General features: G+C 71.1%; 11 protein-coding genes and 1 pseudogene. 7 read left to right on the top strand and 5 right to left on the bottom strand.

Features of this window, described 5'->3' with window-relative positions:
• The 4 genes and pseudogenes from ACTWQE_RS07710 to ACTWQE_RS07725 form a co-directional block, all read right to left on the bottom strand.
• Nucleotides 1-726: pseudogene (locus ACTWQE_RS07710) on the bottom strand (hypothetical protein); the annotation flags it as partial.
• Nucleotides 726-1,451: an RNA polymerase sigma factor gene (locus tag ACTWQE_RS07715; RefSeq protein ID WP_443328130.1), complete on the bottom strand. Its 726-nt coding sequence runs from the start codon at nt 1,449-1,451 to the stop codon at nt 726-728. The gene ACTWQE_RS07715 and the pseudogene ACTWQE_RS07710, both read right to left, overlap by 1 nt.
• A gap of 479 nt (nt 1,452-1,930) precedes the next feature.
• The gene (locus tag ACTWQE_RS07720) at nt 1,931-2,800 is read right to left on the bottom strand and encodes a hypothetical protein (protein ID WP_443328062.1); all 870 of its coding nucleotides are present in this window, start codon (nt 2,798-2,800) and stop codon (nt 1,931-1,933) included.
• Entirely contained in the window at nt 2,797-3,507 is a 711-nt protein-coding gene (locus ACTWQE_RS07725; RefSeq protein WP_443328063.1) for an RNA polymerase sigma factor, read from the bottom strand. Before ACTWQE_RS07725 ends, ACTWQE_RS07720 begins: the two co-directional genes overlap by 4 nt.
• Nucleotides 3,508-3,863: 356 nt before the next feature.
• Here ACTWQE_RS07725 and ACTWQE_RS07730 point away from each other — a divergent pair, with 356 nt between their 5' ends.
• Together ACTWQE_RS07730 and ACTWQE_RS07735 are read left to right on the top strand one after the other, a co-directional pair.
• Entirely contained in the window at nt 3,864-6,632 is a 2,769-nt protein-coding gene (locus ACTWQE_RS07730; RefSeq protein ID WP_443328064.1) for an FG-GAP-like repeat-containing protein, read from the top strand.
• A gap of 102 nt (nt 6,633-6,734) precedes the next feature.
• A complete protein-coding gene (locus tag ACTWQE_RS07735; RefSeq protein ID WP_443328065.1) occupies nt 6,735-7,472 on the top strand; it encodes a hypothetical protein in 738 nt (245 codons plus the stop codon).
• Between the two features lie 166 nt (nt 7,473-7,638).
• Here ACTWQE_RS07735 and ACTWQE_RS07740 read toward each other — a convergent pair whose 3' ends face one another.
• Nucleotides 7,639-9,255, bottom strand: a complete 1,617-nt coding sequence (locus ACTWQE_RS07740) for a family 20 glycosylhydrolase (protein ID WP_443328066.1) — start codon at nt 9,253-9,255, stop codon at nt 7,639-7,641.
• Between the two features lie 204 nt (nt 9,256-9,459).
• On the opposite strand from ACTWQE_RS07740, the gene ACTWQE_RS07745 reads away from it, so the two are divergent.
• The 5 genes from ACTWQE_RS07745 (at nt 9,460) to ACTWQE_RS07765 (ending at nt 13,641) form a co-directional block, all read left to right on the top strand.
• Nucleotides 9,460-10,089 carry a 2-oxo-4-hydroxy-4-carboxy-5-ureidoimidazoline decarboxylase gene (locus ACTWQE_RS07745; protein ID WP_443328067.1) on the top strand — a complete coding sequence of 210 codons (630 nt, stop codon included), beginning with the start codon at nt 9,460-9,462 and terminating at the stop codon, nt 10,087-10,089.
• Nucleotides 10,090-10,223: 134 nt separating this feature from the next.
• A complete protein-coding gene (gene sdhC, locus ACTWQE_RS07750; RefSeq protein ID WP_443328068.1) occupies nt 10,224-10,604 on the top strand; it encodes a succinate dehydrogenase, cytochrome b556 subunit in 381 nt (126 codons plus the stop codon).
• 5 nt (nt 10,605-10,609) lie between these two features.
• A complete protein-coding gene (locus ACTWQE_RS07755; protein ID WP_443328069.1) occupies nt 10,610-11,095 on the top strand; it encodes a succinate dehydrogenase hydrophobic membrane anchor subunit in 486 nt (161 codons plus the stop codon).
• Between the two features lie 21 nt (nt 11,096-11,116).
• Nucleotides 11,117-12,871: a succinate dehydrogenase flavoprotein subunit gene (sdhA, locus tag ACTWQE_RS07760; protein WP_443328070.1), complete on the top strand. Its 1,755-nt coding sequence runs from the start codon at nt 11,117-11,119 to the stop codon at nt 12,869-12,871.
• On the top strand, nt 12,871-13,641 hold the full coding sequence (locus tag ACTWQE_RS07765; RefSeq protein ID WP_443328071.1) for a succinate dehydrogenase iron-sulfur subunit: 771 nt from the start codon (nt 12,871-12,873) through the stop codon (nt 13,639-13,641). The genes sdhA and ACTWQE_RS07765 overlap by 1 nt, the downstream gene beginning before the upstream one ends.
• Nucleotides 13,642-13,766 lie beyond the last annotated feature (125 nt).

The following is a 13,766-nucleotide window of genomic DNA, read 5'->3' on the forward strand; positions in this document are numbered from 1 at the left end:
CGCCTTGTTCCTGTCCTTGCCGCCCTGGCCCGGCACGGCCGAGTCGTCGCCCCTGGCCGTGCTGTTGCCCGACGACTGGCCCCGCCCGTCCGGGGAGGAAGTGCGGTCGCCCGGCTCGCGCCCTCCGGCACCGCTCTGCCGGTCCCCCGCGGAGGCGCCCGCTTCCGGGCCCAGCGGAGGGAGGTCCCTGTCCTCAGTGGTGGACGGCGGCGCTGAGTCCGGGCCCGTCGCGCCCACGGACACGCTCTCTGCGGGCAGCGGCTCGCCGCCGCCGAACGGGGTGGGCAGCACCCCCGCAATCGCGAAACCGCCGAGCGCGCACCCGGCCAGCGCCACCGCCAGACCGGCGCGCAGCGGCCGGCCGATACGGAAGGGACGGCAGGCCCGGGATGCCCTGGGTCTACCGATGCGTACGGTCGGTGGGGCCTCCGGGTGAGCGATCGCTTCGCCGCGCGTAGATTCGGGGCACGAAGCGTCGGCGCGTGCTTCTCTCACCTTGCGGAAGGCCGCCAGTGCCCCCTCCTCGCCAGGGAGTTCCGCCTCGGTGAGCCCCGCCCCGGGGCCGGGCGGGCGGGTGTCCGCGGCATCGGCGAGCGCCGCCGCGAGCCGTTCCGCCCGGGCACGCGCGGCCCCGTCGCCCGCTCCGACGGCGGCGTCGGCTGGTTCGCCGCGCAGCAACCGCTCCGCAGCGTCCTCGTCCAGCCAGCTGTACCGGTCGTCGGCCATCACATGTCCTTCTGCGTCCGCGCACCGGAATCCGTCACACCGGCGGATGACACCGCTCCCTGGTGGGGAGCCCGCTGCGGGGGTACGCCATCGAGTCCGCCCGCCTCCGCACCGCCTCCGGTGCCGCCTTCCCCGGCGGACCCGGCCGCCTCTTCACCGGCCCGGTCCTCGGGCGGGTGAGCCTCCAGGATCTCCGCCAGACGCCGCAGCCCGCGGTGCGCGGCCGTACGGACGGCGCCCGGGCGCTTGCCGAGCACTACCGCCGCGCTCTTGGCATCGAGCCCCACCACGACCCGCAGCACCACTGCCTCGGCCTGGTCCTGCGGAAGGGTCGCGATCAGCCGGAGCGTGCTGCCGGTGCCGAGCGACTCCAGCGCCTCCCCCGCGGTGTCCGCCTCGCCCGCCTTGTCCGCCAGCTCGGTCTCGTCGCCGCCGATGGCCGGCCGGCGACCGCGCATACGTATGTGGTCGAGCGCCCGGTTGCGGGCTATGCGCGCCGCCCACCCCCGGAAGCGGTCCGCGTCACCGCTGAACCGCTCCAGGTCACGGGCTATCTGCAACCACGCCTCGGACGCGACGTCCTCGGCATCCGGATCGCCGACCAGCGTCCGTACATAGCCCAGCAGCCGCGGGTGCACAGCTCGGTAGACAGTCCGGAAGGCGCCTTCGTCCCCGTCCTGTGCCGCGTGCACCGCGGCGGTCAGTTCCGCGTCGTCCCCCAGCACGCCCTCATCCTGCTTCACTCTCCCCTGACTCTCCGACCCGGGGGACCTCACCACACGTCTCCCTCGCCGGTATCAGTGACCGCCGGCCCCAGGGACCGCTGCCCGCTGTTCACGCATGCCGCCGGACCGCGGACATCCGGCCATGGACGGCGCGTACCGCGCGTCCACGGGCCCCACGGATTTCGCGTGGCAGTTGATGCACGGACACATCTGTGGAGCACCCCCGGGGGTACGGCCCTCCCGGGGGCCGACAAACGATCACGGCAGTCACGCCGACCGGCGCGACCAGCACGCTACGGCCTGTGGCGCGTCCGCGTCCACGTCCCTCGGGTGAGCGGCGGCGGACGGCGCACTGTCATGTGGCGGTGTGACAGAAAACGGCCCGCCGACGCTGAGCAGAGTACGGGCCTCTCGAGGCCCTCACCGACGACGGCCGGGGTCTCTCCTGTGGGGGGTGGCGACCCCGGCCGTCCTGTGTTTCACGGGGCCGATGAGGCGCCTTCACGTGGCCGGGCCGGATCATCGTCCGTGCCGGGACCCGGGGCCTCAGCCGTGGACCGGCGCCCCGGCTTCCCGCCCGGGTCGCCCTCGCCCTTCTTGCTCTTCTTCTGCCCACGGATCAGCTGATCGCAGTAGTCGTTCACCGTTTCCTCGCTCCCGGCCGCGTCCAGCAGCCGTGCGAATGCCTCGGAGTCCAGCGCCCTGCCGCTGCCGTCGGCGAGCTGATAGGCCCGGCACAGGCCCTCCGCCGCCCGCCCCGTCGACGCACCGCTGCCCGGGCTGCCTGCCGAGGGCTCGCCGCCGCCCGGCCGCCCGGGGGCAGGCGTCGGATCCGTCCCGGGCGCCGTACGCCCGGGGGGCTCCGTCCCGGCGAAGGGGCCGGGGCGGGCGCTGCGCGAAGGCGCCGGCCGGGAGCCGCTGTCCCCGGTGCCGAAGAGGTCCGGGACGGATCCGTTTCCCGCGGCCACCGCCACCCCGCCCAGCGCGACAGCCGCGACGACCCCAACGATCACCGCATGCACGGAACGGGACGTCCGGGCCGCCGTACCCCGACGACGCCGAGGCCGCCAGTCGTCCTGCGGCAGGGGCACGGTCGGCCCGCCGGCCTGCCGGGCCGCCCGGAAGGCCGACAACGCGGCCTTCCGCCGCTGCCGCGCGCGTTCCGGCTCGGCCCCGGCCGGCCCGGCAGCCGCAGCAGCGAGCAGCCGGTCGAGCGCGGCGAGGGCCGTGTCCTCTCCGGCGTCCGGGCGGTCACCGCCCTCAGCCGTCCGCAGCCGCTCGCCGCGCAGCATCCTCTCCGCGGCCTGCCGGTCCAGGCCGCGCCCGTCACGTTCTCGCTTCTCGCTCATCCCACATCCCCAAGCGTTCCCGACGCCGAAGATGTCACGGAGGCAGGCGCCGGCGGCGGCCCCGACGACGTCCCGGACGGCGTACCGTCACCGGCCAGCAGCTTGGCCAACCGTTTCAGCCCCCGGTACGCAGCCGTACGAACGGCTCCGGCGCGCTTTCCCAGCACCCTCGCTGCCGCCGGCCCGTCCAGTCCGACCACCACCCGCAACAACACGGCCTCGGCCTGGTCCCGCGGAAGCACCGTCACCAGCGCGAGGGCCCGCTCGGTCGACAGCGACTCGAACGCCTCGCGCTCGGTGTCCTGGGCAGCCGGCAGGTCGAACAGGTCCTGTTCCAGGGCCGTGGCGCGCGGGCGGCTGCGCTGCCGCCGTATGTGGTCGAGGGCGCGGTGCCGGGCGATGGTGGCCGTCCAGCCACGGAATCCGTCGCCGTCGCCGCGGAATCTCGGCAGATCGCGGGCGATCTCGAGCCATGCCTCGGCGGCCACGTCCTCCGCGTCGTCGCCGACGAGTCCGCGTACGTAGCCGAGCAGCCTCGGGTGCACGAGCCGGTAGACGACGGCGAAAGCCTGCTCGTCCCCCGTTTGGGCGCGTTCGACCGATGCGCCGAGCCCCCCGGCGTCCTCCCGGTCCGTATGTCGGCCCTCTCCCCCACGCTTGCCCACGCTGCCCCTCCGTGCCGATTCGGCACCACTCACCGTGCCCATGCCTGTGGAGCCGACTCCCGAGGCGGCGGGTTCGGCTCCACTCCGGACAGCGAGAGAACTCGAAGAAATGTCACAGTAGTTCGAATATTTGGGCTCTCAGCGCTACCAAGAAGTACAGAACGGCTTACTCCAAATGTTTTCGGCGTATCACGGCCTATCCACGGAAAACCGTCCGGCTGGGCTGGGGCCGGGGGGCGAGCATCGCTCCCGCAGGGCGCCCACAACTGGGCACGTCGGCGGAGCGGTCCGGCGTGCCGAACCGCGAGGTGTGATGTTCCGGACGGCTCCCGCGCTTGGTTGGTCAGGCCTCTCCTGTGACAGGTGGGCCGGTCGATACGTTCTTCAAAGGTGGGAACTTGAGTCCGCGATCAACCCATGCGTACAGGCCGCTGAGCCTGAAACGCCGAACCTGGCTGACACTCGGAGCCGTCGTCCTCAGCGGTGCCGGGGTGGTGACGGTGGCCATCGCCAACCCGCCCGAGGACGGCAACCCGTCAGCGACGGCCTCCCCGGCCGAGCTCCACACCCTGTCGCTGAAGGCGAAGGGCACCGGGAAGCGCGGTGTGGACCGCAGCGACACGGAGCCGTTCAGCCTGCTCGGCATCTCCTGGCCTGCCAGCAAGGCGCAGATCGAGGGCACGGCCGAGGTCCGTACCCGCAGTATCGAGACCGGCGAGTGGACCGGCTGGCAGAGCCTCGAACTCGACGTACGCGCTCCGGAGTCCCAGGAGGGCAAGGAGATCAAGGCACGCGGCGCGACCGAACCCCGCTGGGTCGGTCCCTCGGACGGCGTCGAGGCGCGTGTCGCCGCCGCCGACGGCTCGGTGAGCGACGGGCTGCCGAGCGGGCTGCGGCTCGACCTCGTGGACCCCGGTGTCCTCGCCTCCGAGGCCAGAAAAGCCGGCCGTGCGGCGCAGGACGACCCTGACGGCAGCGACGCCCACCCCGCGGCCTTCGCGTTCCCCGCCGAGGACACCACCCCGCTGCCCGGCGTCTCGGCAACGGACGAACCGACGGCGTCCGCGTCTTCCGGCGGCCCGGCGCCCGAGACCGCCGCGCCCGCCGGCTCGCCGACCGCCTCCGCCGGCGGGTCCGGGAGCGCGAGCCCGGCGCCGAGCGACTCCGCCTCGCCGACCGAGTCGCCGAGCCCGGAGCCGACCGCCACGGTGCCGCCGGCTCCCCCGTCCACCGTCACCCGGCCGCCCATCGTCTCCCGCGCCACGTGGGGCGCGGACGAGTCCAAGGTCGACGACCCGCCGACGTATCTCGAGAAGATCGACGCGGCGTTCGTCCACCACACCACGGACGCCAACAGCTACAGCTGCGTCGAGACCCCCGCGATCCTCCGGGCGATCTTCACGTACCACCTGGAGTCCAACGGCTGGAACGACATGGGCTACAACTTCCTCGTCGACAAGTGCGGCACCATCTACGAGGGCCGCGCAGGGGGTGTCGACCTACCTGTCATGGGCGCCCACACCTACGGCTTCAACGGTTACTCCACCGGCATCTCGGTCGTCGGCAACTACGCCACCGACGGCAAGCCGACCGCTCCCGTTCGAGACGCCATCTCCCGCATCGCCGCCTACAAGCTCGGCCAGTACGGCGTCTCTCCGACCGGCAAGGTGACGCTCACCGCCGCGGGCGACACCGGCAAGTACACCAAGGGTGACCAGGCCACGCTCTCCACGATCTCCGGCCACCGCGACGGCTTCGCCACCGAATGCCCCGGCGCGAGCCTCTACGCCGAGCTCCCGGCCATCCGTACGTACGCCGCGAGCAAGGCTGTGAATGCGGCGCCCGCCACCGCCGACCTGCACCAGGACGGTGTAGCCGACCTGGTCGCCGGCACCCCGCAGACCTCCGGCGGCACGGGCTCGCTCACCGTGGTCCCCGGCGGCCCGGACGGGCCCGTGGCCGCGGGCAAGCGGATCCTCACCCAGTCGAGCACCGGCGTCCCCGGCGCCTCGGAGTCCGGGGACAACTTCGGCGCGGACAACGCCCTCGGCGATGTCAACGGCGACGGCCGAGCCGACCTCGTCATCGGTGCCCCGGGCGAGGACGACACCACCGGGCACGCCGACGCCGGCGCGGTCACCGTCCTCCACGGCCCGGCCCTGACCAGCGGTACGACCTACACCACAGCGACCGCCACCCGCGCGGCGGGCGAGAAGCTCGGTACGTCCGTCACCATCGCGGACTTCGACAGCGACGGCCGGGCCGACGTTCTCTCCGTCGCGCCCGGCACGCCCGGCCGCTGGTGGTCGTACGACGGCAAGACCGGCGCAGCCAAGTCCGGCCACCTGAACAGCACCGCGTACACGGCGGCTGTCTCCCAGGTCGACTCCGCGACCGGTGACTTCAACAGCGACGGCTACGCCGATGCCGCGATCACCTTCCGGGACCCGGGGAAGATCTCACGTGTGCTCGTGCTCAAGGGTTCCGCGACCGGTCTGCAGCGCGTCGGCATGCTCGGGGCCAAGGGCGGCCGTTCCCTCGCCGTCGGGGACCTGAACGGGGACGGTTACGCGGACGCCGCCGTCGGCCAGCCGTACGCCACGGAGTCCGGTGCGTACCAGGGCGGCCAGGTCACCGCGCTCTATGGCTCCTCGACAGGGCTGACCACCACCGGCCGCACCACCGTCCACCAGAACACGTCCGGTGTCCCGGGGGCAGCGGAGACCGGCGACGACATGGGCGTCTCCGTCTCCGTCGGCGACTACGACCTGGACGGGTACGCCGACATCCTGAGCGGTCTGCCCGGCGAGGACATCACGCGCGACGGAGTTTCCCGGACCAATGCCGGTCAGGCCCTGCTGCTGCGCGGCGGTTCCACCGGGCTGACCGGCACCGGCGCCCTCTCGTACAGCCAGGACACCTCCGGCATCACCGGCGCCACCGAGTCCGGTGACCGCCTCGGCTCGTCGGTCGTCCTGTACGACCTGTCGGGCTGGGCCCGCGCGGATCTGGCGATCGGTACGGACGGCGAGGACGCCGGTGACGGCACGATCCTGCAGCTCGACAGTGGCAGCTCGGGCGTCTCAACGAGCACGGGCGTCTACTACGGCCGCTCCCAGCTGGGCACCCCCGCGGGCGCGCACTTGGGCGGGACGCTCACGCCGTGACACCGCCACCGCACAACCCTCGCCGTGCCGCTCCCCTTCTTCCACGAGCGGCACGGCGAGACTCACCACACATTTTTCTGCTCCCACCACGTGAAGGCATCTGTGAAACCTCTCCACGTACGCCGTCGCCTCGTCTCCGCCGTCGCTGCCGCCGGCCTGCTCGCGCTTGCCGCGGGGTGTTCCGGCTCGGCCGACCCCGGCTCCCCCAAGAGCGGAGGCCGGGGCGCGGGCGCGGGTGACAAGGCCGAGCCCACGGCGGCCGTTCCGACCCAGGCACAGCTGAAGAAAGCGCTCGTCACCAAGGTCGAGGCAGAGGGCTACGAGGCAACGGACAACAACGGTCCCGCCGTTCGTCCCCAGGCCGACAAGCCCGAGTGCACCGCCCTCGCCGACATGACGGCGTCCGGCACCGACCGGACCCCCTCGGCCCGCGCGTGGGCGAGCCGCACCTACGGTTCCACCTCCGCCCCCGGCCTCGCCGTGACGACGAGCCTCTCCTCGTACGAGGGCAGGGGCGCCCAGCAGACCGTCGACGGCGTGCGCAAGGCGGTCGCCGCCTGCCCCGACGGCTTCACAACCACCGGCAACAACGGCGGCAGCACGGTGAAGTACGTCTCGGTGAAGGGTGAGCAGGCCGCGAAGAGCGGCGACGACTCCGTGGCCTGGCAGATGACCGGCGAGTCGCAGGGCCGGCAGGTCCCCATGCATCTCACGCTGGTGCGCGAAGGCAGCACGGTGGCGCTCTTCTTCACGCTTCACCTCACCGACCCGGAGAAGGCGAAGCTTCCGCAGGACCTCCTCGACGCCCAGCTCTCCAAGCTGGCGGACGCGGCGGGCTGAGCTTGCGCCCTGGTCTGCCTTCCGTGTCACGGGACGAGCGACAGCCCCGGACCGTCCTACGGTGCCGGGGCTGTTCGCGCTTGCGGGACAGCCGGGGCACAGCCCGGCCACGCCGCTGCCGTGACAGGCGAAGCCCGGCGGGCGGCGCCGGGGATCCGCACTCGTCCTAGTCCTCCGCGTCCTCCGCGTCGACCCGGTCGGCGAGCTTGACGAAGGCAGGCCAGCCTTCAGCCGGAGGGCGCGGATCCCAGAGCTTCTGGGCGACCGCGTTCAGCGGCAGCCTGATCCCGCGCGCGACCTGCGCCTCGGTCTGGGCGTTCGCGAGGTCGCACCAGATGGCGAAGCGGCCGCCCGGCACCCGGTCCCGGCCGGTCGGCTGCGAGGTCACCGGCTCCGTGCCGCGGAGCACCGCCGGGGTCCACTCCTTGTAGATCCGCTCACCGGTCGGATAGACGAACTGATTCGGCTCGCCGAGCACGTAGTAGAGGTACTCGTCATTGAGGTTGGAGACCTTGCGGCCCTCGCTCAGATACTCCGCGGGCGGGCGCTCCCCGCTCTCCTTGCCCGTCCAGTACTCGACCTCGATGCTCTTGTCCGCCCGTACGACCCCGTCGCGGAAGAAACCGTCGTTCCAGGCCTTGGCCTTCTTGCCGCCCTCGCGCACCACCGCGGCGCGGTCGTTGAGCCAGTCGGTGGCGAGATCCTGGATCCGCCCGTTCGGCCCGTACTTCTGTCGGGCCAGCGCGGCGAGCCCGGGGTAGGAGCCCTCCGGGTCCTCGGCCATCAGCGCGACGTACTCGTCCGCGCCGATGTGGAAGTACGCCCCCGGGAAGGTTTTCGCGTACTCGCGCAACAGGTCGTCGATGAGCCGCGCCGCGGCCGGCTTCCCGATGTCGATCGCACCCTGCGCCGGAGCGCCGTTCACATTCACCAACTGCAGCGAGGGGTGGGCGCGCAGCACCGCGCCGAGATGTCCTGGCGAGTCGATCTCCGGGATCACCGTGATGTGCAGCCGCCGGGCCACATCCAGGATGTGCCGCAGCTGCGCCGTGGTGAGGTGCTGTGCGGAGACGATCTCCGGGTGCGAGGTGCTCTCCACCCGGAAGCCCTGGTCGTCCGAGAAGTGCAGAGCGAGCTGGTTGAGCTTGAGATCGGCCATCTCGCGCAACCGCGCCTCGATCCACCCGGGCGTGAAGTGTTTGCGCGCGATGTCGAGGTTGAGACCCCGCTGGGGCCGGTCGGGGCGGTCCCGGATGACGCCCTCGGGGACCTCGCCGCCGGAGCGGAGCGTCTGGAGGACGGTGCGGGTGCCGTAGAAGACACCGGCGTCGTCCGAGCCGGTGATACGGACCCGGCCGTTCTGCGCGGTGAGCCGGTACGCCTCGTCGCCGCCGCTCTGGCCGGGGCTGATCACCAGCTCGATGTCGCCCTTCCTGGCCGGCCCCGTCGCGTAGTCCGCCTTCAGCTCGCCCGCGAGCATCCGGGCCTCGTCGGCGAGCGGCCCCTCCGGGTCGGCGACGACGCGGGTGCTGTTCACGGGCTTCCAGCCGGGGCCGTTCCCGGGCTCGTACGAGCGCACGGAGGGGACGGTGCGGGGCGGTGAGGGCGGGGGGTAGGACTTCGAGGGACTCGCGGGCGGGCGGGACTCAGTCGTCTCCCCGGACTGGTCGCCGCCCGAGCCCGAGCAGCCTCCGAGCACCGCCACCGCGAGGGCGACGACGCCCAGGGCGGTGAGCCTTCCCGGCCGCCCCGCCGATCCTGTCGGCCCGGTCGGATGCACCATCGGAGTAAAACCTTCCATTAACGACAAAGGTACGGCCCTCGCTCGCTTCCCTCTCGACTACGCGCGCGAGATCGCTCTCGTCCGGGTGAAATCGGTGTATGCATCGGATACCCCCTGACATACATCGATAGGGTCGTTGCTCACCCACACCTCCTGTCCCACCTCTCCCCTGGCCCGTCACGCGGGGGAATTCCAGAGGAGGCCATGCTGTCCAGCGACACTCCGGCCGTCCCGCCGCGGGAGTCCATCACACCGGCAGCCGGGAGCGACAGGGCCATCCCAGCCCAAGATCGCCGCATTTCCGGCCTGGAACGTTTCAACACCGTGACCCCCGGAGCAGCCGAGGCCGCCCTGCTCGCCTGCTGCTGCAGCCGCCGGTGGGCACGCCGGCTGGCCGACCACCGCCCCTATCCCGATCTCGACGCCCTGCTCGCCGCGGCCGACGAGGCCAGCTACGACCTGACCACGGCCGACCTCGCCGAGGCCCTGGCCGACGAGTCGGCGGCCGGGGGCATGCCGGGCATCTCGGCCTCGCCGCTGCCGGGCCGGGGTCATTCGGCGGCGCATACCGCCCTGCGCGCCGCCCACGCCGCGTACGAGAGCCGCTTCGGCCATGTCTTCGTGATCTGTCTGGACGGGCTGGGCCCCGACGAGCTGCTGGACCACGTCCTCGCCGGGATCCGCGCCCGGCTCAGCAATGAGCTGGACGAGGAGCGGGCGGTCACCGCCGAGGAACTGCGGCGGATCGCCCGGGGGCGACTGATCCACCTGGTGGCGAATCGCCCGGAGTCGGACTCTTTGGATCCACCTGATAGCCCGTACGTGCCTCTTTGATCACACCTCGGGCCCCCGGGCGAGTGAACCGACAGGTCGTCGCTACGATGGCCAGGGCCGGTGGACCGTACCCGGCCGGGCCCGACCGACCGTGAAGCCGGCTGGCCCCAATCCCCGCTCCCGGAGGGTTTTCCGTGCCGGCTGGAACGCTGTACCGCGGCCGGGAAGGCATGTGGTCATGGGTGGCTCATCGCGTCACCGGTGTCCTCATCTTCTTCTTCCTGTTCGTCCACGTTCTCGACACCGCTCTCGTCCGTGTCTCGCCCGAGACCTACGACGACACCATCGCGCTGTACAAGACGCCCCTCGTCGCCCTGATGGAATACGGCCTCGTCGCCGCCATCCTCTTCCACGCTCTCAACGGCCTGCGCGTCGTCGCCGTGGACTTCTGGTCCAAGGGCGCCCGCTACCAGAAGCAGATGCTGTGGACCGTCATGGGCATCTGGATCGTGCTGATGGCCGGGGCGCTCTACCCCGTCCTCGGTCACGCCGTGCGCGAAGTGTTCGGGAGCTGAGACATATGAGCACCACTGAGACCTCTTCTACCGATGCGGTCGAGCTGACCGGCTCCAGTGCCGGGTACGGCCCGGACAATCCGGCTCCGGTCATCGAGCCGCCGCGCGCCCGCAGCGGCAGGACGCCGAGAACGACCCGTACGAACTTCGAGCTGTACGGCTGGCTGTTCATGCGCCTGTCCGGCATCGTGCTCGTCGTCCTCGTCATCGGCCACCTGCTGATCCAGCTGGTGCTGGACGGCGGCGTGAGCAAGATCGGCTTCGCCTTCGTGGCCGGCCGCTGGGCCTCGCCGTTCTGGCAGACCTGGGATCTGCTCATGCTGTGGCTGGCGATGCTGCACGGCGCCAACGGCCTGCGGACGATCATCAACGACTACGCCGAGCGGGACAACACGCGCCTCTGGCTGAAGATGTTGCTCTACACCGCCACGGTGTTCACCGTCCTTCTGGGCACGCTGGTGATCTTCACCTTCGACCCGAACATCCGCTAGAGCCCGGGGCTGACGCCAGACATGAAGATTCACAAGTACGACACCGTCATCGTCGGCGCCGGCGGCGCCGGGATGCGCGCGGCCATCGAGTCGACCAAGCGCAGCCGTACCGCCGTCCTGACGAAGCTCTACCCGACCCGCTCCCACACCGGCGCCGCCCAGGGCGGTATGGCCGCGGCCCTCGCGAACGTCGAGGAGGACAACTGGGAGTGGCACACCTTCGACACGATCAAGGGCGGTGACTACCTGGTCGACCAGGACGCCGCCGAGATCCTGGCGAAGGAGGCCATCGACTCCGTCCTGGACCTGGAGAAGATGGGCCTGCCGTTCAACCGGACGCCCAACGGCACGATCGACCAGCGCCGCTTCGGCGGGCACAGCCGCAACCACGGCGAGGCCCCCGTCCGCCGGTCCTGCTACGCCTCGGACCGTACCGGCCACATGATCCTCCAGACGCTGTACCAGAACTGCGTCAAGGAGGGCGTGGAGTTCTACAACGAGTTCTACGTCCTGGACCTGCTGCTCCGCGAGGTCGACGGTGTCAGGAAGTCCGCCGGCGTCGTCGCGTACGAGCTGGCGACCGGTGAGATCCACATCTTCCAGGCGAAGGCCGTGATCTTCGCCTCCGGAGGCACCGGCAAGTTCTTCAAGGTGACCTCGAACGCGCACACCCTGACCGGTGACGGCCAGGCCGCCGCGTACCGCCGCGGTCTGCCGCTGGAGGACATGGAGTTCTTCCAGTTCCACCCGACCGGCATCTGGCGCATGGGCATCCTCCTCACCGAGGGTGCGCGCGGCGAGGGCGGCATCCTGCGCAACAAGGACGGTGAGCGCTTCATGGAGAAGTACGCGCCCGTCATGAAGGACCTCGCCTCGCGTGACGTCGTCTCCCGCTCCATCTACACGGAGATCCGCGAGGGCCGGGGCTGCGGGCCCGAGGGCGACCATGTCTTCCTCGACCTCACCCACCTGCCGCCGGAGCAGCTGGACGCCAAGCTGCCGGACATCACCGAGTTCGCCCGGACGTACCTCGGGATCGAGCCGTACACCGACCCGATCCCGATCCAGCCGACCGCGCACTACGCGATGGGCGGTATCCCGACCAACGTCGAGGGCGAGGTGCTGGCCGACAACGACACCGTCGTGCCGGGCCTGTACGCCGCCGGTGAGGTCGCCTGCGTGTCCGTGCACGGCGCCAACCGGCTGGGCACCAACTCGCTGCTGGACATCAATGTGTTCGGGCGCCGCGCGGGTATCGCCGCCGCCGAGTACGCCGCGAAGGCGGACTTCGTCGAGCTGCCGGAGAACCCGGCCGAGCTCGTCCAGGCACAGGTCGAGCGCCTGCGGGACTCGGGCGGCACCGAGCGGGTGACCGAGATCCGCAAGGCGCTGCAGGAGACCATGGACGCCAACGTCATGGTGTTCCGCACGGAGCAGACGATCAAGACGGCCGTCGAGAAGATCGGCGAGCTGCGCGAGCGCTACAAGAACGTGGCGATCCAGGACAAGGGCAAGCGGTTCAACACGGACCTGCTGGAGGCCGTCGAGCTGGGCAACCTGCTCGACCTCGCGGAGGTCATGGCCGTCTCGGCCCTCGCCCGGAAGGAGTCCCGCGGCGGTCACTACCGCGAGGACTACCCGAACCGCGACGACGTCAACTTCATGCGGCACACCATGGCGTACCGCGAGGTGGGAGACGACGGCACCGAGTCCATCCGCCTCGACTACAAGCCGGTCGTGCAGACCCGCTACCAGCCGATGGAGCGTAAGTACTGATGAGCACCCCGACGCTCGAGAAGCAGGACGCGACCCCTCAGGACGCGGCGCCCGCTTCGCCCTACATCACGGTCACCTTCCGGATCCGCCGGTTCAACCCGGAGGTCGCGGCCGAGCCGGTCTGGGAGGACTTCCAGATCGAGATCGACCCGAAGGAGCGTGTGCTCGACGGTCTCCACAAGATCAAGTGGGAACAGGACGGCACCCTGACCTTCCGGCGCTCCTGCGCGCACGGTATCTGCGGCTCCGACGCGATGCGTATCAACGGCCGCAACCGGCTGGCGTGCAAGACGCTGATCAAGGACATCAACCCGGAGAAGCCGATCACGGTCGAGGCGATAAAGGGCCTCACGGTCCTCAAGGACCTCGTGGTCGACATGGAGCCGTTCTTCCAGGCCTACCGCGACGTCATGCCCTTCCTCGTCACCACGGGGAACGAGCCGACCCGCGAGCGGCTGCAGTCCGCCGAGGACCGTGAGCGCTTCGACGACACCACCAAGTGCATCCTGTGCGCCGCCTGCACGACCTCGTGCCCGGTGTTCTGGAACGACGGCCAGTACTTCGGCCCGGCCGCGATCGTCAACGCGCACCGCTTCATCTTCGACTCGCGTGACGAGGCCGGTGAGCAGCGGCTGGAGATCCTGAACGACAAGGACGGCGTTTGGCGCTGTCGCACGACCTTCAACTGCACCGACGCGTGCCCGCGCGGCATCGAGGTGACGAAGGCGATCCAGGAGGTGAAGCGAGCGCTGATCACGCGCCGCTTCTGACCCCTTGCCGGCCTTCTGCCGGAGACCTCTCCGGCAGGCCGTACGGCATCCGAGGGCCCCGCTTCCCGACCAGGGAGGCGGGGCCCTCGCCTTATGTCGGGGCCGTCCCATCCGACGCGCGCGCC

It is taken from the genome of Streptomyces sp. 8N706 (assembly GCF_052245415.1).
In the GTDB taxonomy this organism is placed as follows: domain Bacteria; phylum Actinomycetota; class Actinomycetes; order Streptomycetales; family Streptomycetaceae; genus Streptomyces.